Annotated in this window: 12 protein-coding genes and 2 pseudogenes; 7 read left to right on the top strand and 7 right to left on the bottom strand. The window is 51.2% G+C overall.

From position 1 onward, the window contains the following. Positions 1 to 8: 8 nt before the first annotated feature. Positions 9 to 245: a hypothetical protein gene (locus XDD1_RS08470; protein WP_045970321.1), complete on the bottom strand. Its 237-nt coding sequence runs from the start codon at positions 243 to 245 to the stop codon at positions 9 to 11. Positions 246 to 421: 176 nt separating this feature from the next. On the opposite strand from XDD1_RS08470, the gene XDD1_RS08475 reads away from it, so the two are divergent. Beyond that, entirely contained in the window at positions 422 to 751 is a 330-nt protein-coding gene (locus XDD1_RS08475) for a hypothetical protein (protein WP_156979653.1), read from the top strand. 135 nt (positions 752 to 886) lie between these two features. On the opposite strand, the gene xerC is transcribed toward XDD1_RS08475, so the two are convergent. Further along, positions 887 to 1,909: a site-specific tyrosine recombinase XerC gene (gene xerC / locus XDD1_RS08480; RefSeq protein WP_045970311.1), complete on the bottom strand. Its 1,023-nt coding sequence runs from the start codon at positions 1,907 to 1,909 to the stop codon at positions 887 to 889. Between the two features lie 229 nt (positions 1,910 to 2,138). Continuing rightward, a pseudogene (locus tag XDD1_RS08490) lies at positions 2,139 to 4,883 on the bottom strand (CHC2 zinc finger domain-containing protein). A 130-nt stretch (positions 4,884 to 5,013) separates the two neighbouring features. Here XDD1_RS08490 and XDD1_RS08495 point away from each other — a divergent pair. From XDD1_RS08495 to XDD1_RS08505, 3 genes are all read left to right on the top strand, one after another. Continuing rightward, positions 5,014 to 5,355, top strand: a complete 342-nt coding sequence (locus XDD1_RS08495; protein WP_045973410.1) for a helix-turn-helix domain-containing protein — start codon at positions 5,014 to 5,016, stop codon at positions 5,353 to 5,355. Between the two features lie 75 nt (positions 5,356 to 5,430). Beyond that, entirely contained in the window at positions 5,431 to 5,718 is a 288-nt protein-coding gene (locus XDD1_RS08500) for a SymE family type I addiction module toxin (protein WP_045970331.1), read from the top strand. Between the two features lie 13 nt (positions 5,719 to 5,731). After that, positions 5,732 to 5,929: a DUF7706 family protein gene (locus XDD1_RS08505; RefSeq protein ID WP_045970333.1), complete on the top strand. Its 198-nt coding sequence runs from the start codon at positions 5,732 to 5,734 to the stop codon at positions 5,927 to 5,929. 43 nt (positions 5,930 to 5,972) lie between these two features. On the opposite strand, the gene XDD1_RS08510 is transcribed toward XDD1_RS08505, so the two are convergent. From XDD1_RS08510 to XDD1_RS20380, 3 genes and pseudogenes are all read right to left on the bottom strand, one after another. Next, positions 5,973 to 6,404 carry an SMI1/KNR4 family protein gene (locus tag XDD1_RS08510; protein WP_045970335.1) on the bottom strand — a complete coding sequence of 144 codons (432 nt, stop codon included), beginning with the start codon at positions 6,402 to 6,404 and terminating at the stop codon, positions 5,973 to 5,975. After that, positions 6,401 to 6,682, bottom strand: a complete 282-nt coding sequence (locus XDD1_RS20375; protein WP_084720985.1) for an HNH/ENDO VII family nuclease — start codon at positions 6,680 to 6,682, stop codon at positions 6,401 to 6,403. Before XDD1_RS20375 ends, XDD1_RS08510 begins: the two co-directional genes overlap by 4 nt. A gap of 93 nt (positions 6,683 to 6,775) precedes the next feature. Then, positions 6,776 to 10,094 (bottom strand): annotated as a pseudogene (locus tag XDD1_RS20380) (RHS repeat-associated core domain-containing protein); the annotation flags it as partial. A 1,641-nt stretch (positions 10,095 to 11,735) separates the two neighbouring features. Here XDD1_RS20380 and ppsA point away from each other — a divergent pair. Then, the gene (gene ppsA, locus XDD1_RS08520; protein ID WP_045970338.1) at positions 11,736 to 14,114 is read left to right on the top strand and encodes a phosphoenolpyruvate synthase; all 2,379 of its coding nucleotides are present in this window, start codon (positions 11,736 to 11,738) and stop codon (positions 14,112 to 14,114) included. A 568-nt stretch (positions 14,115 to 14,682) separates the two neighbouring features. Here the strand turns inward: ppsA and ydiK are convergent. Next, positions 14,683 to 15,792, bottom strand: coding sequence for an AI-2E family transporter YdiK (gene ydiK / locus XDD1_RS08525; RefSeq protein WP_045973412.1), 1,110 nt, complete (start codon positions 15,790 to 15,792; stop codon positions 14,683 to 14,685). A 227-nt stretch (positions 15,793 to 16,019) separates the two neighbouring features. Here ydiK and ydiJ point away from each other — a divergent pair, with 227 nt between their 5' ends. Beyond that, entirely contained in the window at positions 16,020 to 19,094 is a 3,075-nt protein-coding gene (gene ydiJ, locus XDD1_RS08530; protein ID WP_045970340.1) for a D-2-hydroxyglutarate dehydrogenase YdiJ, read from the top strand. Beyond that, entirely contained in the window at positions 19,091 to 19,504 is a 414-nt protein-coding gene (locus XDD1_RS08535) for a hotdog fold thioesterase (RefSeq protein ID WP_045970342.1), read from the top strand. The genes ydiJ and XDD1_RS08535 overlap by 4 nt, the downstream gene beginning before the upstream one ends. Positions 19,505 to 19,639 lie beyond the last annotated feature (135 nt).

A 19,639-nucleotide genomic window follows, 5' to 3' on the forward strand; every position in this document is an offset into this window, starting at 1 on the left:
TTTTTTCTTTAATAACAGATTGTTAAAGAGCCGGTTTTACCCGTTGGGGTAAAGGTTTTTTTGCCCGATCCCCGATGTGCACTTTCAGTCCATTGCGCCCGTTTGCTGTAGTGCAGTATAGCGCCTGTGCTCGCGCGCGTTGACTCAACAGCTTGATTTTGTGATGTGTTTCCCTTTCGGCAACGGGCGAACGTCGCCCAGCTTGTCTGGGCGGCGGGCGGCCGTTCTGCGGGTGCGGGCGGCATAGAGCCTGCAAGCGGCGCCCCTGCGACGCTCTCAGGCAGCGGGGCTTCGGTTATTCACTGTTTTGTTGATGGCACCGTCCCAACAGGGAAGCCCCCTGCGGGGGCTGCACGGGGCGGAGATGGCGAGCACGGCAACGAGCAACGGAGCGCAGCGCAGTGCGAGCCGCGCGCAGCCAGTGCAGCGGGGCCGGGGCGGGGGAGGTAAAAACGGAGGCCGCAGGCCGACCTGCCTACAGGGGGGTTGGCCGGACGCGGGCAGGGCAGCTAAGGAAGAAGCCGGCTGGCTGAACGATGGCAGGGTGTTGGCGTTTGTGCGCGGTGTTTGCCAAGGGCTGGCCCAACAGGTCAGAGCAGAAGGCGAAGCCTTGTGCGGCGGCACCCCGGCGATGCCGATAGGTGGGGGCACCGACATAATGCAGATTATACGCATGAAGCCGCTCACCGTGCCGCAGGCTGACGCCGGGGACTGGCGGCGCCGTGCGTATAATCCCCTCGCATTATGTTGAATAGGCTTTGGGCGGCCTGCACCGGCTTAACGGGGACACCCCGGCTCAGGCCGCCCATTGCCTATTTACCCCCGCTATCACCGGGGCTGACGGGCAGTCCGGCCACGGTCTGCCCCCGCGCAGCACCCGGCGAACTCAACGGGGATTATCGGGCTGTCCGCGACGTCCACGGGGGACGTTCTGCACCGGATTATCCGCTTGTGCCTGTGTATCACGTTCAGCCGGATGTGTCTGGTGATGCACTTCCTTCAGGTGTCCGATGGCAACCCGCGTGTAAATTTGTGTCGTTTCCAGCTTCTTATGCCCCAGTATCGCCTGGATATGCCGGGTATCCGCGCCGTTCTCCAGCATCTGCGTGGCCATTGAGTGCCGGAACACGTGACATGACCCGGCTTTGTCGAGTTTGGCTTCTTCCCGGATAGTATGCCCGGCCATCTGCGTTAAGGTGTTGCGTGACAACGGGTTACCCCTGACGGTGATAAACACGTATCCGCTGTCATAGCGGTAAGCCAGTTGCGGGCGCACGTCAGCCAGATACCGCTCCAGCCATGCCAGCGCCCGTTCCCCTATCGGCACGAGCCGGTCATGCCCCTGTTTTCCCTGCCGCACCGCGACGACACCACGATGGCGGTCGATATCCCCCAGCCGCAGGTTAATCAGCTCGGCACGCCGGATACCCGTACTCCAGAGCACTTCCAGCACGGCACGGTTACGCAGGCCCAGCGGCGTCCGGGTGTCGAGGCTGTTCAGCACCTGCTCTGTCTCGGTGTCACTCAGTACCTGCATGGGCAGCCGCTGTTCCTCTTTCGGCAGGATTAACATGTCCGCCGGATTGTACAAGATATGGTGCCGCTGCAATAACCAACGGAACCAGCCCCGCAGGCAACGAAGCCGCTGTAACTGGCTGTTAGGGCTGTAATGTTGGCCGTCTGCCTTGCGGTAACTGCGCAGATACCGCTGCCAGCCTTCCAGTACAGGCAGGCTCACCTGGGGGGCATGGCGGATACCCCGCATCTCGCACCAGTCCACGAACGGCATCAGCCATTCCCGGTAAGTTTCCGGTGTCCGGCTGCTGCGGCCGCTGGCGCTCTGGATTTCAAGGTAAGCCTCCAGTTGCTGGCGCAGGGTTGCAAGGGTAAAAGTCGGTTGGGTTTCCATGACGGTTTTCCTCTGTGGGCGGGTAAACAGGCGGTTCCGGCACGACGGTATGATGGGATGTATTAAGGAGGCCGGAACAGTGATTTTTGCGTTTTTCCAACTTACGGGCGGTGAAGCCTTGCCAGCACGGGCTTTGTGGCTGATTTTGTTGCCCCAACTTGGCACCAACCTGAGGCCAACTTGGTGGCAACTTGCGACATTCCCAATCCAACTTGCGAACATCATAAGGTTATGGCGTTGACTCTTCCGGGCTGTCCGGCAAGTCAATCAGGCCACACAGGTGGCTGCCTTCGGCACGGTCGCCATCCCATAACAGCTCATACTGCAACAGGTGCCCGCGACTGCCGCCGTGGATAAGCAGGTATTCCATATCAGCCAGCCGCTGGCAATGCACCTTAAGCTGGTTGTCACTCCATTGGGTAAAGTCGCGGATATCCCGCCGCGTAAAGCGCATTTCACGCAGGGTCTGCTGCCTGCTGGCCGCCATGTCATGCACCATCTGCCGGATAAGCAGCAACAGCTTGCGGGTCTGCGGCGGCATCTCGTCGAGCGTCCGGCCTAAGATGTCATGCGCGAGCTGGTTCGCCAGCCGGATATCGTCTTTCGCGACTTCGATGTATTCCAGCTTGCGGCCGCGATGCTCGGCGATCTTGATTTCCCGCTGGTACTGGTGCAGCAACGCGATGCTCTGAATGAGCGTGAGATACTTCATGTGGTCGCGGCGGGTACGGGTTTTGTCAGACATAAAGGTCAACTGGCTCGCGTAAGGATTAACCACATTGAGCGGCCTTAACAGCCGCTGGGCGTTCTGGTGCAATGTGGTGAGATACTCCCGCTCGTTCTCAGCCAGCAACCCTTCAAGGGTTTGTTTGTGGCGCTGCAAGGCATGGATCGCTTCGGTCTGTTCGCGGGTTTCATTGATGGTCAGCACCAGACAGCGATTCAATAATTCTTCATCGACATCGATCGCCGTGGTCGTCAACATCAGCATCACCGGGCCTTTCACCGTGTAGCTTTTGGTGACGAGGTTTCCGGTCGCTTCATCCTTGCCCGTACTCGCCATCGTCAGCTCGCCGTCACTCTGCAACAGCTTGAGCGCATAAGCCGCCTGCCGCACCCCTTCTTCTTCGGCGATAGCCAGTATCTTGTGCTGGAGATTGGTTTCACCGAGGTAGAACAGGCTCTGCCCGGTCATGGCGCTGTACTGGATGCGTTCTTCTTCCGGTATCAGGTTGAGTATGGCATCCATCAGGGACGATTTCCCCGCCGCGCTGCTGCTCTGGATCAGGACAGCTAAGGGTTTAGGCAACTTTCGGCTCACGGCCGCCAAAAAGCCGGCTAACAGGTTGGTTGATTCCCCCACGACGCCGCAGGTGGCAAGATCCTGCGTGATGCGCGCTGTCAGGTTCGGGTCTTGCAGCAAGGCCAGCGCCGCTTCCCGCTCGGCCTCGTTCAGTTCAGGCACTGCCGCTGCCGAACTTTCTCCCTGCTGCTGCCATTGCTCAACGGCCAGTAATACCTGTCCCAGGGCACGGCGGAGTTCCCCCTCGGCCAGCCCCAGCTCAGCCGCCGCCATCCGCGCATAGCCCTGACGGCTGCGGGCGCTCATCAGGTCAACCCCATCCAGGAACATGACGCCGCTTTGACTATCAATAACCTGCGCATTGAGTTTCAGGGCAACCGCGCCCGCTTTTACGCCCGACAGTCCCCGGATGCACCAGCGCAGGCTGTCCAGTGAGATCTTAAGCTCACCGTCTGCCCCGGCTTCCCAGACAAGGCCGGGCGTGGGGTTTTGCGTTGTCGCCGTGGCCGTCAAAACAGGCGCAGGGGCGATATCTGCCGGGGCTGACGGTGCCGCCTCTGCACGCGCGGTGACGGCCGTTAACATCGGCATCGCGCTCGCCAGCAACAGGCCGAAAGCCGCTTCCGGCTCTGCCATTTGGCACAGGTACTCGTTCGCGTCCATTTCCGGCGGGAACATCACCCGCAACGGCGTGATCCCTTTCTCAGCCAGTGCGGCCGCCAGTTTCACCGCCGCTTCATTGCCTGCGCTGTCATTGTCGAAGGCGATCAGTACCTGCTTAGTGCCGTAACGTTCAAACGCCTGCCAGTGATCAGCGGTCACACCATGCACGCCATAAGCGGCGGTGACATGGCGATACCCGGCAACCCAGAACGACATCGCATCGATCAGCGCTTCACACAGGATCAGGCTTTTTGAGGCCATCAGTGCCGCTTCATCCAGACGCCGCCATGTTCCCCCGGCAGGTACAGATGTAACGGTGTACCCGGCCGTACACGATCGCAGATTTTGCGGCCGTAGAGTTCCCGTATCTGCCCCTCCCGGCGTTATCACCGGCACAACCAGCGAGCCGCGCAAGTGCTCACGCCCGTTCTCCCGCAAGATCCCGACCGACCGCAGGCGGGCGCGGATTTCAGCCCCGGCTTTCAGTTGCTTGGCGGGCAGCCGATAGCCCAGCGTGCGGTTGGCAAAGCCCAGCTTAAAATGGGCGACCAGTTCAGGATGGTTGAGCTTCCTTGCGCTCAGGAACGCCTGCATCTCCGGCGCGTTGAGCAGGGTATGGTGATAAAACTCAACCACCCGGTGCAGCAGTGCCTGCCGCCCGGCTTCATTCTCGGCCAGCAACGGCGATTCGGGAGACTCAACCAGCGGCTGAACCGCCGGGTTTTCGCCCAGCGTGCCCCGCAACCACTCAACCGCATGACGCAGGCTCAAGCCTTCGGTTTGCATCACCCAGTCCAGCACCGACCCGCCCGCGTTACAGCCAAAGCAGTGATAGAGGTTCTTCGACGGCGTGATCACCATTGAGGGCGTTTTTTCCTGATGGAACGGGCACAGCACGGCCATGTCCTTGCCGCGCGGGGTTAACTTCCGCCCCTGTTGCCCGATAACGGCAACTAAAGAGACGGCGGATTTCAGGTGCTGTAATTCTGCGTCGGGAATGCGAGCCATAAAGTGACCTTCCTAAAATTGCGTCAAGATTCCATTGCTCTTTTATTTAGTATCCGATAAGATACCAATATAAAGCAAGCACTTTTTGGGGGATAGAATGACGGCAAATTTCTCTGACTGGTTTAATTCAATGAGTATTGCTAACAGACTCATCACCCTGCGCAAGCAAAAAGGCTTGTCACAACAGGCATTGGCGGATGCTATCGGCATTCACGTGACACAGATAAAACGTTATGAAGGCGGGATTTCGTTACCGTCGCTGGAAGCGATTAAGAAGATCGCGCAGACATTGCGGGTGACGACGGATTCATTGATATTTGAAGACAACGAGCTACAACCTGATAGCGACTTGGCTCTACAGTTTCAGGCTATCAGCAACATGCAGCCTGAACAGCGGCAGGTCATTAAGGAAGTGCTGGAAGGCATGATCATTAAGTACGAAGCTGAACGCTGGTCTTCCAAGATGAAGTAAAAACGATTAACGCAACGTATTCGGGCGGGCACCCGAACACGCTGCTAACCATAAGCAACTATTAAGGAGTTGAACATGGCTAAGGCGCATTCTAAGCAAAACGCGGCTCAAAATAAAGCTGCTAAAACAGAACGTTATTACACCGTGGGATACGTCCCGCAAAACGACAAGGCCAACGCCCCGCCCGCAATACACCTTAAGGGGCAATGGCTTAAGGCCGCAGGGTTTGAGATTGGCGGCTCGGTCACGGTGAAGATTATGGACGGCTGTTTAGTGCTGATCCCCGACAGCGACGAGACGAACAGCCTCAAACAGCAATACCAGCGCCAGCGCGAGCTGATTGGCGACTACAAAACCGTTTAAGGGAAGGCAGCTAATGAGAACAGGCATTGAGCGGCTAGAGGAAGTGCACCTGAGCCACGAGGAAGCGATGGCACTGGCGCAACTGGTCAAGCGGCTGAGCTGGGCGGAGATACGCGCCTGTGCGGTAAATGACGATGAAGCCTGGCTGATTAAGGACGCGATAGGGCGGTTACAGTCGGCGCTGGCCTGGCACGGATACGCACCACGGTAAATAAAAAAGCCGGAAGATCACGGGGATCTTTCCGGCTTTAATCTTAAATATAAGACATTAATCTTTTATATAAGAATTCGATAAAATTGCTTGCATACAATTTATGCTCTTCACCCAATGCAACATAAATAGCTTTCAATTCTCTGGTATCAAAGTAAAACTCTTCTCCAAAGTCTGTATTTGATACAACTAAACGCCCTTCATTCAGATAATCATTAGCTATTGTATTTTGGTATACTAAGTCACCACCTACAGCCTCTTCGAACGGAATGCAATATATACTGTATATTTCATCACCACATATATCGCCGCCCCCAAACCTGCCTAAAAACCATTTATAATCATCAGGTAAGGTCAATGACAATGCGCTTTCTGCTTTTTCTATCCATTCAGTTGAAGGTGCATCATCTGTGTTACCCATATTTAATAGATCAGAATGTTGAACAAATAGATCTAATAATTTCTCTCTATTCATTTAAAATCTCCAGCTCTGTTCATCCAATACTGTTCTCTCCATTTATTAAATGCAGCACGATCTATTCCTGAAGGAATGGTATTAGGATTTATATGAATTGCTTTGTGATTGGTTTTATGGAATGTCTGGCTAAGCTCAGCTATAGGGCCATGTTGAGTTTGTAACATATGATGTAAATTGACAGCCTTACCATCATACCCAACCGGTGCTCTACCTGATGCCATCCGTTCAATATTCGTTCCCCTGATCACTTTCCCTTTATCCCTCCATGTTGTCATTTTTTGAGGATCGAATAAATCATCTCGTTGATAGACTTTATTGCCATTAAAGGTGACAGGATCAGAAGACCAATATTTTCTCTTTTGTGAATGACAGCCTGCTAGCCCAAACGGGTCTATCCATCCTGTCGGATTATGCACATACCCATAAGGATTCATTCCTCCCGCCAAGTTCACGCTGGTCGGGAGAAATATACTGCGCCGTTTCCGGATTATAGTAACGAAAACGGTTATAGTATAGTCCGCTCTCTTGGTCCTCATACTGCCCAGCGAACCTGAAATTGCACCCAACATGGTAATCCGGATCATTGGACGCAATCACTTGTGATTTCTCGGCTTTTCCCCATGTCTTCAGCCGCTGCGCCCAAACCAGCGTGCCGTTTTCATTGAGCATTTCTCGCACGGTGCCTTGGTGGTCGCTGACAATATAATGCAGCTTGCCCTTTTCAAAGCGCGCGGACGGTGTGAGTGCCCCCGGTTCGTACAACCAACGCACGCGGCTGTCCAGCGCCAGCGAGCCATCGGCGTAAACCGGCGTTTCCTCGATAAGTTGGTCGCCGCTCCATAGGTAATCCTGCCCCATGATGGCATCGGCTCTTGGCGCTAAATCCGGTTTGCCAGCTAACCACCGTTGCAGGTTTGCCGCCGTCAGCTTTCCATCGTGAACCTTGAGCTTACGTATTCGTCTGCCAAACGGATCATAGGCATAGCGCCAGCGCGAGCCGTCCGGGGTTTCGCAGTGGGTCAGCTGGTTTTGCGTATCCCAGCGGTAGCGCCAGACCTGCGGGCGGAAGCCGTCACGTTGTTCAGTTTTTTCCACCAGACGCCCATTGTCATCATAGCGATAGCGGATATCGCCGTGCTGCACCACCCGCCCGGCGTTCTGGCGTTGGGTAACTTGTTCCATCGCGCCGTGGGCATCGACCGGCAAGTGCCGGCTCAGGTTGCCGTTGGCATCGTAGCCAAACTGCTCTTCCTGCGGGCGCGTGCCGTCAAACAGGGTATGCAGGATTTGGTCGTTGGCATTATAGCGGTAGCGGGTTTGCCCCCAGCGGCTGTCGTCAATCACCCGCACATTATGGGCACGGTCATATTGCCAGCTCCGGTTGACCGCCGAGGCCTGCGGCGGAAAATGCGGGTCATTTTGTGCCAGTGTTTCCCGGAAAAAGGAGGTGGCCTGCCCCGCCGACTGATGCGCCAGCAATCCGGTTGCGGTGTAGCGGCTGGCAAGAATAAAGCCGTCGGCACTTTCGCGTACTGTTTCCCTGCCTAAGGCGTCATGCTGCAAGGTGAGCGGCGCATGTTGGTTAAGCTGAAAGTGGTTCAGTTGCGCCAGCGGGTTGTAGCCAAAATGCAGGGTGTTGTCATCCAGTTGTTCGCTTAACGGCTGCCCCGTCAGCGTATCCCATGTCCGGTGGATTTCCCGCCCGTTGATACGCTCCACAGGTCGGCAGGCCAGTGTCCTTGTCATACTCAAACTCTACCACCGCATCGGCATTGGTGGCTTTCACCAGTTGGTGCCGCTTGTTGTATTCGTAACTGGTGGTTGCGGTGAGCTTTAAGTTCCCCCCTCCACCGGCTGCCAACTTTCCTGTCTGAACCGCAAAACAGGCGGCGGAATAGTGCCAGCGAAGCTGCTAACCTTCCGAATACGTACCCTGTGTCCGGCGGCCCTTCTTGTACTAAAGATATTCAAGGGTACTCCTAGGTAAATCCGGTCTCCTCCATTATCCGCCCCCGCCGCATCCCGCTCATAGCGGTAGACCTCCCCGGTGGAGACGGTGACGGTACTCAGCCGGGTGAGCTTGTCATAGCCAAATTTCAGGGTGGTACCGTCGGGGCGGAGGACGGTGGTCAGCAGGTCAAACGCGCCGTAAGTGTAGCGGCTGGTACGCCCTTCGCCGTCCGTGACCGCCACCACCCGCCGCTCGCTGTCGTAGGCCAGTGTTTGCGTGACGCCGTCGGCGAGGGTGATTTCGCTCAGGCTGCCGTTGCTGAGGCTGGCATGGTCGGGGCTGTATTGGTAGCGGGTCTCCTGTTTCAGCGCGTCGGTAAAACGGCGCAGGCGGCCCAGCGCATCCAGCTCCAGCCCGGTGGTTTCGCCATCCGGCGTCATCACGGCGGCGAGGCGCTGGTGTTCATCATAGGCGTAGTGCCACGCCCGGCCGTCCGGCAGCAGGCGCTGGCGCAGTTCGCCGTGCGTGCCGTACTGGTAGGCTTCTTGGTGCCCCAATGGGTTAGTCACTGCCGTCAGGTTGCCCTGTTCATCATAATGCCATTGCCAGCGTTCGCCGGTCGGCAGCACGCTTTCGGTGAGCTGCCCGTGTTCGTCATAACCGTAAGCAAAGGTGTCGCCCGTCGGCAGTTTCACTTCGGTCAGCGCCCCGTCAGGGTTGTAACCGAAGGTGGTTATTCTGCCTGCCGGATCGGCCTCCCAGAGGATTTGGCTATGGCGCCACTGGCGGCGGGTGATGCGCCCCAGCGGATCGACTTCACGGGTCACTAACCCATTATGATCGTAATGGTGCTGGGTTTCTCCCCCTTCGGCATCCAGATAGGTGGTAATACGCGCCCGATCATCATAGCGGAACCGATCATGCCAGTAACCGCTGGGAGAGGCCATACTGATCACCCGGCCCCGTTCATCATAAGTGAGATGGAGATCGGTCTGGTCGGTATCATGCCAGCGGGTCATGCGCCCCTGCGCATCATATTCATGCCACAGGTGGTGGTGCTGGAACGCGTCACACTCGCTCAGGTAGCCCTGCGGATCATACCGGCAGGTCAGCAGGCGCTGCGATTTTTGCGATTCAAGATAATCCACGGTCTGGAGTTGCCGGTTGTGATAACCCAACACCAGCCGCAAACCATCCGTGCGCGTGACTTCCGTCAGTTGCGACTGTTTATCGTAGATAAACTGGATCATGTTCTGACGGCGATCGGTGATCGCGGACAGTTTACGGATATTTCCGGCAGCCTGGTTGAAATGGTAAGTCAACTGGGCGCGGCGGTCAGTCAGGCACAGTTCACCCGTCAGTTCCCCCGTCAGGACGCAATGGGGAATATGTTTATTACGGGCGAGTACCTGATTTTCCGGCGTACTGAAATCGTAAATGACGCCGTCGGTATCCGTGAAATCCACCCTGCCGTCGGTCAACACTAACTGGCGTGACCAGTCATCCGCCCATTTTTCACCAAACAGGCCACTCAGGTTCGCGGTGGAACGATAGGTGCGGGTCAGGGTGATCGGCAACAGTCCGGGGATAACGATAACCGGCCAGACTTGCAGGAAGTCGCCGGTCGCCATATCGACCGGTTCGCTTTTTGTACTACAGGTTCCCGTACAGCTTCCCTCTTTGTTATTGGACGGCGTGGCATCATCCTTGGGCGGTTCTTTGGCGGGTTTGGCTTCCGGGGTCTCTTTGGGTTGGGCTTTGACTTTACCGCCGGAGGCGTTTTTTTGGGGGGATAGTACCGGTCCGAGAGTGCCCGCCTCTGCGGTTTTCGCCATCTCGCCGGTTCTTCCCGCCACTGCGCCTGCTTCTGCAATTTTCGCCATCTCACCGGTTTTAGCCGCTGCCCTTGCAGTTCCGGCACCTTTTACCGGACCAATAAGCATGGCGATATCAAATGCTGTTCCGCCCACGCGTTGCCCGGGAGTATCCAGTGTCATCTTATATTCATCCAGATTGAACTGGCTGGCATTCGTGCGGTTGGCATCCGCTACTTCCCTTATCACTTCGGCTTGCTTTTCGGCATCACTATTACCAAACACCTTTCCCCAAAAAGCTAACGAACCTGCCGATTCGTCCATCTCACGGCTGGCATTCAGCATACCGCCTTTGACTGACATTTCGACCAGATCAACCCCGGTATTACTGGCGGATTTGGCAATCCCTTTCTGCTGCTCAATCGGATTCCATCCATCCAGAGTTGACAGATCCTCGACGGTTTCTTTCGCTTTATCTGCGACCGCATTTCCCAATGCACTTCCCATCGCTTTAAGCGTTTCCCATACTCCCTTTTCGGATTTGGTTTCCGGTGTCACAGCGGGATTCGCTTCCTCCGGTGGATTTGTGCCCTGCGGGGCCTGGCCGACGATTTTACCCAGCGTGTTGCCCTCACCGGTCGGGCTGTCATGCCGAACCTTTTGGGGTAACGGGGAATTCGGTTTAGGGGGGACAATATCCTTCGGGCTGAGCGGTTCTTTTGCCTTGGCTGCCGCTTTGCTGGCTGTTCCGGTTACGTGTTTTTTTTCCATAATTTTCCTCCTTATGCCCCGTTCATCCAAAATTCATCCCCGTGGCGCAGAACCTGCATGTTGTTGGCTCGAACCGTGGCACAAGATTTAAATCTCACTCACATTGTCTCCGACAAATTTGTTAATTAAAGACGCAATACGCTGTTTTTCGATAATTTGAAGGAACACTGTGTCCGAATATATCGGCTGATCCGTGATAAAAAATGGAGGAAATAATAAATAACGCCGGAGTAAAGACCAAATGAAATCAAGTGAAATAAAAAACGGTATCCGACAATAACGGTGTAAAAAGTTAAAATGATTGCTGTTGAAAAATAATATTCTGAGATAGCGTATATGATGAGTACACAGAGCCGTTTAATATTTATCCATAAAAGGTGTGTTTGTCATAACGCAATGATATTAATAATAAAAAATAAGTGATAATTTTGACGGGATTATGATCATTTTAATTTCGTGAGGCAGATCACAAAAAATCTGTTTTTAGCAATGAGATTGTTTATTTTCTGTTTTTTTTGATAAAAAAAGCGTAACAATGAAGGATATATTTGCCTTGAATATATAAATACCGGCTATTCATTCAAATAAAAATAAATATTGCGGCGAGATCACTCCTTTCTGATGTGTGCCAGGGCGATATGCAGTATATAGGTAAACAAAAAATAATCTTGTTGGGTTGATCGATTCACCTTTCTATATCTGGCAAGACAATGTGCTAGGCTATTTCTTGCTGTGAAGAGCAGCATTAATTTTCCGATTTGTACCTCCGAATGTAAAAAAGGATAGTTTCGAATGTCCAATAGTGGCCTCACCCCAAGCAATGTGCTCTGGTATAATCAATTAGGCATGAATGACGTTAATCGGGTCGGTGGTAAAAACGCCTCGCTCGGCGAGATGATTACCAATCTGGCTGAACTTGGCGTGTCTGTTCCGAATGGTTTTGCTACAACAGCACAGGCATTTAATGATTTTCTGGAACAAAGTGGTGTGAACCAGCGTATTTATCAATTGCTGGATGAAACCCATGTTGATGATGTCAATCAATTGGCCAAAGCGGGCGCACAGATCCGCCAGTGGGTGATTGATACACCATTTACGCCCCAACTTGAACAAGATATCCGCGATGCCTATTCGCAATTATCTGAAGGCGAGCCGGATGCCTCTTTCGCCGTGCGCTCTTCCGCAACAGCCGAAGATATGCCGGATGCTTCTTTTGCCGGACAGCAAGAAACTTTCTTGAATGTGCAGGGCATTGATGCGGTGATGGTGGCTATCAAGCATGTCTTTGCCTCACTTTTTAATGATCGTGCGATTTCTTATCGTGTCCATCAGGGTTATGACCACCGTGGTGTTGCACTTTCGGCGGGGGTGCAGCGTATGGTGCGCTCTGATTTGGCTTCGTCTGGGGTGATGTTCACCATTGATACGGAATCCGGGTTTGATCAGGTTGTGTTTATTACCTCCGCTTATGGTTTGGGGGAGATGGTCGTGCAGGGAGCGGTTAACCCTGATGAGTTTTATGTCCATAAACCCACGTTGAAAAATCATCGCCCTGCAATCGTACGTCGCAATCTTGGTTCTAAAAAAATACGTATGGTTTATGCCGATAGCAAAGAGCATGGCAAGCAAGTGCGAACGGAAAATGTATCAGATGAATTACGCAATCGTTTCTCTTTAGCTGACAATGAAGTGGAAGAGCTGGCCAGACAAGCTTTGTTGATTGAGAAACATTATGGTCGTCCGATGGATATCGAGTGGGCGAAAGATGGGCATAATGGCAAGTTATATATTGTTCAAGCCCGTCCTGAAACGGTTCGCTCGAATCAGCAAGTGATGGAACGCTACCAACTCAACGAGCAGGGCAGTGTGTTAGTTGAAGGCCGGGCAATTGGGCATCGTATCGGTGTTGGAACGGTCAAGGTTATTCATAATCTGAGTGAAATGGATCGCATCCAAGCGGGGGATGTGCTGGTCACGGACATGACTGATCCCGACTGGGAGCCGATAATGAAAAAAGCGGCGGCCATCGTGACCAATCGTGGCGGCCGCACCTGCCACGCAGCCATTATTGCCCGTGAACTGGGTATTCCTGCCGTGGTCGGTTGTGGCGATGCGACTGAGCGTTTGCAAGAAGGCCAGCAGGTAACGGTTTCTTGTTCAGAAGGGGATACGGGCTACGTTTATTTGAATAAGTTGGACTTTAGCATTCAGAGTTCCCACATTGATAAGCTGCCGGAATTGGATGTGAAGATCATGATGAATGTGGGTAATCCTGATCGGGCATTTGATTTCGCCTGTTTGCCCAATGAAGGCGTTGGCTTGGCGAGGTTGGAGTTTATTATTAACCGAATGATCGGGGTACACCCTCGTGCCCTGCTCGAATTTTCCGAACAATCCCTTGATCTGCAAGAACAAATTAAGTCGTTGATGGTGGGTTATGATGATCCGGTTGAGTTTTATGTTGGGAAATTGACCGAGGGAATTGCAACGCTGGCGGCAGCATTCTGGCCTAAACGCGTGATCGTTCGCTTATCCGATTTCAAATCTAATGAATATGCGAACTTAGTCGGTGGAGACCGCTATGAGCCACATGAAGAAAACCCGATGTTGGGTTTCCGTGGCGCAGGACGCTACGTTTCTGACAGTTTCCGCCAATGTTTTGCTCTGGAGTGTGAGGCCGTCAAACGGGTACGTAATGTGATGGGGTTAACCAACGTTGAAGTGATGATCCCATTTGTGCGTACAGTTGCTCAGGCGGAAGCGGTTATCGGGGAATTGGCCGCTCAAGGCTTGAAGCGCGGTGAAAATGGGTTGAAAGTCATCATGATGTGTGAAATCCCGTCGAATGCGTTATTGGCAGAGCAATTCCTTGAACATTTTGACGGTTTCTCCATTGGCTCAAATGATATGACGCAATTGGCCTTGGGATTAGATCGTGATTCTGGGGTGGTATCCGAATTATTCGATGAACGTGATGATGCGGTGAAGCAATTGCTTTCTATGGCAATTCAGGCGGCTAAACGTCAGGGAAAATATGTTGGTATTTGTGGACAAGGCCCATCGGATCATGAGGATTTTGCGCAGTGGTTAATGAAAGAGGGAATTGACAGCTTATCGTTGAATCCTGATACCGTTGTGAAAACGTGGATTTCTTTAGCCGGAAATCACTAATCACATTTAATTCAGACCTAAATATAAAAGCCTGTCAGAATACTTTCAGGCTTTTATATTTTATATAACATAATAAATACGTTTTCCTCATAGTGAGAGTCTGCAATCTTGTCCTGCGCACCGCGTGGGATAAAATTTGCGCTTATCATTTTGAAACGCTATTTATTTTGGGACATGGAGGATTAATTATGGAGGAATTATGAAGGAAATAAAAAAAATACCAAAAAAAAAGCCTATCATGGGCTGACAGGCAAAGACTACACACAGCAATATATATTACTTGATTGAACCCAACCTATGGCGTTGTAGGCTGAGATTGCAATACTCTGGGAAACGTTTGTTTCGATGAAATGAATACTAATTTAATACATCAGTTTATTCTTTAAGAATTCTCTTAATAAGTTTGGATTAGATAAGAAATTTTAGAAAAATAACTTTTTTGCAACAATTTACTTGCCGGGAGTGAGTTATTTTGAAAAATCAATTTGCATTTCAGAGGGAGTTTGGATGATATATTCATCAATTTTATAATTGCGCGGAAATATTATTTTTCCGCGCAGTTACTTGATTATTTAACTTGTTTTTCCCCGAAATGATTTTCACTATCAGCTATCTTGTTTTCGGGTTTAGGCACTTCATTCATCCATGCTAATAGTAAGCTGTAAGAAACAGCCAGTACGACTGGTCCAATAAATAATCCGATAACACCTAATGAAAGTATTCCACCGATGACACCCGTCAGAATTAATACCATAGGTAAATCGGCACCCAGTCGGATCAGGAAGGGGCGCAGAACACCATCCATTGTGGTTAATATTAAGCTCCAGATGATTAAAATGGTTCCCCAGGTTGTTTCTCCCGTCCAATAAAGCCATGCAATCGATGGAACAAGGATAAGCAGAGGCCCAAGCTGGGCAACACAGCATACAAACATCAGCACGGTTAATATCATTGCGTAAGGAATGCCGGCAATGGCCAGACCAATTCCGCCAGCGATGGCCTGAACCAACGCCGTGACCACGACGCCAAGGGCTACGGCTCGAATGGATCGGGCTGCCAGCAATACGACGGCATCTCCCCGTTGATCTGCCAGCCGGATAGCAAAATGGCGGATACTCAGCATGACCTGATCACCTTTCCAATAAAGTAATACACTAAACATGACCATGAGAGCCAAATGGAAAAGAAAGCGTCCTGCATTAGCGGCTTGGGTAAGAAACCATGTTGCCGCCTTACCAATATAAGGGGGAATTTTGTTGAGAAGCATGTTACCGCCATCAGCCATCAAGCTCTGCCATTTAAAGTATAAATCATCGCCAATGACAGGTATCCGATTGAGCCACTCCAGTTGTGGAAGTTGGAAAGAAGCAGGGGATTTTGCCCAGGCAATCAATGGCGCACTATTTTCTACCAAACTGCTGACAAGCAGTGCAATGGGAATAACAAATAATAAAACCAGCAATAACGTCATGATAGAAACCGCAATCCAGCGTTTTCCCCATAATCGTTGCTGTAACTTTTCCAATAATGGCCAGGTTGCGATAACGACCATGCCTGACCAAATAAATCCTAAGACAAAGGGACTCAAGACCCAAAAGCTGGTGGTAATGAGCAATAAAATGAAAAACAGGGCAAATAACAGCTTGGGGAGATCTAGGCGTGATGGTGATTTTTCCATGAAATCATTTCTCAGGTAATTAATACGGTTGGCAGTAACAAAGGTCATTAAATATAACGTTATTTCATTGGTTGCTCAAAATCGATAAATATTGTGATATGGTTTAAAGCCAGTCTGCCCAGAAATCAGAAAATTGTCTGAGTGACGCTATCCAAGATAGTATATAGATCAAGATAGTTATAGATAAAGCAATGTGGATACTTATTAGAATAAGGGGCAATTAGCCAATGATCCCACGTATATCACAAGCCCCCCATGTCAGTGAACTGACACAGGATTATTTGACTGCACTGAAAGAAGCCGGCTTTACCGGAGACACCACCAGCAGCTATGCCGATAGGCTGACGATGGCGACAGATAACAGTATTTATCAACTGTTGCCACAAGCGGTTGTATTTCCTCGTTCCAGTGCCGATGTTGTATTATTGACAAGAATAGCAGGCGAGGCGCGTTTTAAGACGCTGACCTTTACCCCTCGCGGCGGCGGAACTGGCACAAATGGACAATCACTTAACAATGGCATTGTGGTGGATATGTCCCGCCATATGAACCGTATTCTGGAAATCAATCCAGAACAGGGATGGGTAAGAGTAGAAGCCGGCGTTATCAAAGATCAACTTAATCAATATCTAAAACCTTACGGTTATTTTTTCTCTCCCGAACTGTCAACCAGTAATCGCGCCACATTGGGCGGCATGATCAATACCGATGCTTCCGGTCAGGGATCACTGGTCTATGGCAAAACCTCAGATCACGTACTGGGTGTACGCGCGGTTCTATTGGGAGGGGAAATGTTAGACACCCGTCCCATGAGCACCGCATTGGCGGAATCGATTGCCCAAGAAGAGAGTGTGGTTGGTCGGGTATATAAAACGGTACTGGAACGTTGCCGTGAACAACGGAAATTAATTATTGAGAAGTTTCCCAAACTCAATCGGTTTCTGACCGGATACGATTTGCGCCATGTATTCAGCGACGATATGCGGTCTTTTGATCTCACCCGCATCTTAACGGGTTCTGAAGGTACGCTGGCTTTCATTACAGAGGCGACACTGGATATCACGCCGTTACCCAAAGTCAGGCGATTGGTGAATGTCAAATATGACTCTTTTGATTCTGCCCTGCGCAATGCCCCTTTTATGGTGGAAGCCAAGGCGCTCTCCGTTGAAACGGTAGACTCTAAGGTACTCAATCTGGCACGTGAAGATATTATCTGGCATTCAGTAAAAGAATTGATTACGGATGTGCCTGATAAGGACATGCAAGGTCTGAATATTGTCGAATTCAGTGGCAATGATGAACCGGAAATTGATCAGCAATTGCAAGCGCTTTGCTTGCGGCTGGATGAATTAATGGAAAAAAATCAGGCGGGCATTATTGGTTATCAGACCTGCCATGATCTGCGGGATATTGAGCGTATTTATGCCATGCGGAAAAAATCTGTCGGATTATTGGGCAACAGTAAAGGCGCAGCGAAACCCATTCCTTTTGTCGAAGATACCTGTGTTCCTCCCCAATATCTTGCTGATTATATCGCTGAATTTCGCCAGCTTTTGGACAGTCACAAGCTGAGTTACGGCATGTTCGGGCATGTGGACGCCGGTGTTCTGCATGTGCGTCCTGCGCTGGATATGTGTGATCCGGAGCAGGAAATGTTGATGAAACAGATTTCTGATGAAGTCGTTCAGTTGACCGCTAAGTACGGCGGTTTGCTATGGGGCGAGCATGGAAAGGGCTTTCGGGCAGAATATAGCCCGGCCTTTTTTGGTGAGACTTTGTATAACGAACTGCGGCGGATAAAGGCGGCATTTGATCCGCTTAATCGGTTAAATCCGGGGAAAATTTGTCCGCCCATCGGAGCCGATGCGCCAATGATGAAAGTGGATGCTGCTAAACGCGGGACTTATGATCGTACTATTCCTGTCAATGTCAGAACGGCATTCCGTGGAGCGATGGAGTGTAACGGTAATGGGTTATGTTTCAATTTCGATGTTAAAAGCCCCATGTGCCCGTCAATGAAAATTAGCCAGCATCGCATCCATTCTCCCAAAGGCAGGGCGACTTTGGTCAGAGAGTGGTTGCGGCTTTTGACGGAGCAGGGGGTAGAACCCAAGTTACTGGAGCACGGGCTGGAGCAGGCACGCCCTAGTTTGCGGGGCTTGATTGAAAAGACACGGCATAGTTGGCAGGCATGGCGGGGTGAATACGATTTTTCACACGAAGTTAAAGAGGCGATGTCGGGGTGTTTAGCCTGTAAGGCGTGTTCAACACAATGTCCGATCAAAATCGACGTCCCTTCGTTTCGTTCACGCTTCTTAGCGTTGTATCACAGCCGTTATCTGCGTCCATTGCGTGATCATATTGTTGCCAATGTTGAACACAGTACGCCACTGATGGCGAAAGCGCCGCGCGCATTTAATTTTTTCCTGAAACAACCGTGGGTACAAAAAATCAGCCAGCATACCCTTGGCATGACTGATCTGCCGTTGCTCTCTTACCCGACATTGCAACAGCAACTTGCCGGTCACTACGCAGCAAGAACCACGCTGGAACAGTTGGAAGATTTATCTCCCTCTCAGCGTGCCCAACATGTGTTAATTGTTCAAGATCCTTTTACCAGTTACTACGATGCGAAAGTGGTCACTGATTTTGTGTTGCTGGCAGAAAAATTGGGATATAAGCCCGTTTTACTGCCATTTTCACCCAATGGAAAAGCGCAACATGTCAAAGGCTTTTTGCAGCGATTTACCAAAACTGCGGAGAAAACAGCAGATTTCCTGAACCGGATCGCACGTCTGAATATTCCCATGATAGGTGTCGATCCGGCTCTGGTTCTGTGTTATCGGGATGAATACAACGATATTCTCGGTGAACGGCGGGGGAATTTTAACGTTCAGTTGGTGCACGAATGGTTAACTGACATCCTGCCGGAAAAAATGTCACAAACGAAAAGTAGTGATGATTCAATATCCCTACATGACTGGTACTTACTGGGGCACTGTACCGAAGTGACAGCGCTACCGGGTAGTAGTCAGCAGTGGGCGGATATCTTCCGCCATTTTGGTCATCAATTGAAGCATGTCAGTGTCGGATGTTGTGGCATGGCGGGCACATATGGCCATGAAAAGAAAAACCTGGCGCGATCGATTGGCATCTACTCACTTTCATGGGCACCGGCACTGAAAAATTTATCTTTAGAGCATTGCCTGAGTACCGGATATTCGTGTCGCAGTCAGGTGAAACGTATAGAAGGAAAACCACTTAAACATCCATTACAAGCCTTATTGGAGATAATGCCGTGATTTGGAAACGTAATATCGATGTGAATACCCTGAATCAATTTAATGATCAGTGTATGGTAAAACATGTAGGGATCGAATTTACCCAGCTTGGCGATGATTTTATTGAAGGAACCATGCCAGTCGATCAACGAACTAAACAACCCTTCGGGATACTGCATGGTGGGGCATCGGTGGTATTGGCCGAAACACTCGGCTCCATTGCCGGTTATCTCTGTTCGGAAGGTGAACAGAAAGTCGTGGGAGTAGAAATAAATGCTAACCACCTTAAATCGGTTCGTGAAGGCACGGTCAAAGGGATTTGCAAGCCGATTCATCTTGGCCGCTCACATCAGGTCTGGCAGATTGACATTTATAATGATCAGCAACAATTATGCTGCACATCTCGCCTGACAACGGCGGTGTTATCTTAGTATTATCTCATCGTTTTATCCTGTTTTTGTTCCTGCCGGTATTTGGCCGGCGGGAACAGCCTTCCTCTTTGATTGCTACGAATGCGATAGAATAGTTTGGCAGAATAGTCTATTAATTAACCACAAACGTTTAAG

The sequence above is a fragment of the Xenorhabdus doucetiae genome, from assembly GCF_000968195.1.
GTDB classification, from domain to species: domain Bacteria; phylum Pseudomonadota; class Gammaproteobacteria; order Enterobacterales; family Enterobacteriaceae; genus Xenorhabdus; species Xenorhabdus doucetiae.

What these genes read in the sequence shown, in the direction of transcription:
- XDD1_RS08510 (WP_045970335.1), bottom strand. Translation starts at nt 6,404, where the DNA reads ATGAATAGAGAGAAATTATTAGATCTATTTGTTCAACATTCTGATCTA.
- XDD1_RS08500 (WP_045970331.1), top strand. Translation starts at nt 5,431, where the DNA reads ATGGCTAAGGCGCATTCTAAGCAAAACGCGGCTCAAAATAAAGCTGCT.
- xerC (WP_045970311.1), bottom strand. Translation starts at nt 1,909, where the DNA reads ATGGAAACCCAACCGACTTTTACCCTTGCAACCCTGCGCCAGCAACTG.
- XDD1_RS08470 (WP_045970321.1), bottom strand. Translation starts at nt 245, where the DNA reads ATGCCGCCCGCACCCGCAGAACGGCCGCCCGCCGCCCAGACAAGCTGG.
- ydiJ (WP_045970340.1), top strand. Translation starts at nt 16,020, where the DNA reads ATGATCCCACGTATATCACAAGCCCCCCATGTCAGTGAACTGACACAG.
- XDD1_RS08505 (WP_045970333.1), top strand. Translation starts at nt 5,732, where the DNA reads ATGAGAACAGGCATTGAGCGGCTAGAGGAAGTGCACCTGAGCCACGAG.
- XDD1_RS20375 (WP_084720985.1), bottom strand. Translation starts at nt 6,682, where the DNA reads ATGACAACATGGAGGGATAAAGGGAAAGTGATCAGGGGAACGAATATT.
- ydiK (WP_045973412.1), bottom strand. Translation starts at nt 15,792, where the DNA reads ATGGAAAAATCACCATCACGCCTAGATCTCCCCAAGCTGTTATTTGCC.
- XDD1_RS08495 (WP_045973410.1), top strand. Translation starts at nt 5,014, where the DNA reads ATGAGTATTGCTAACAGACTCATCACCCTGCGCAAGCAAAAAGGCTTG.
- ppsA (WP_045970338.1), top strand. Translation starts at nt 11,736, where the DNA reads ATGTCCAATAGTGGCCTCACCCCAAGCAATGTGCTCTGGTATAATCAA.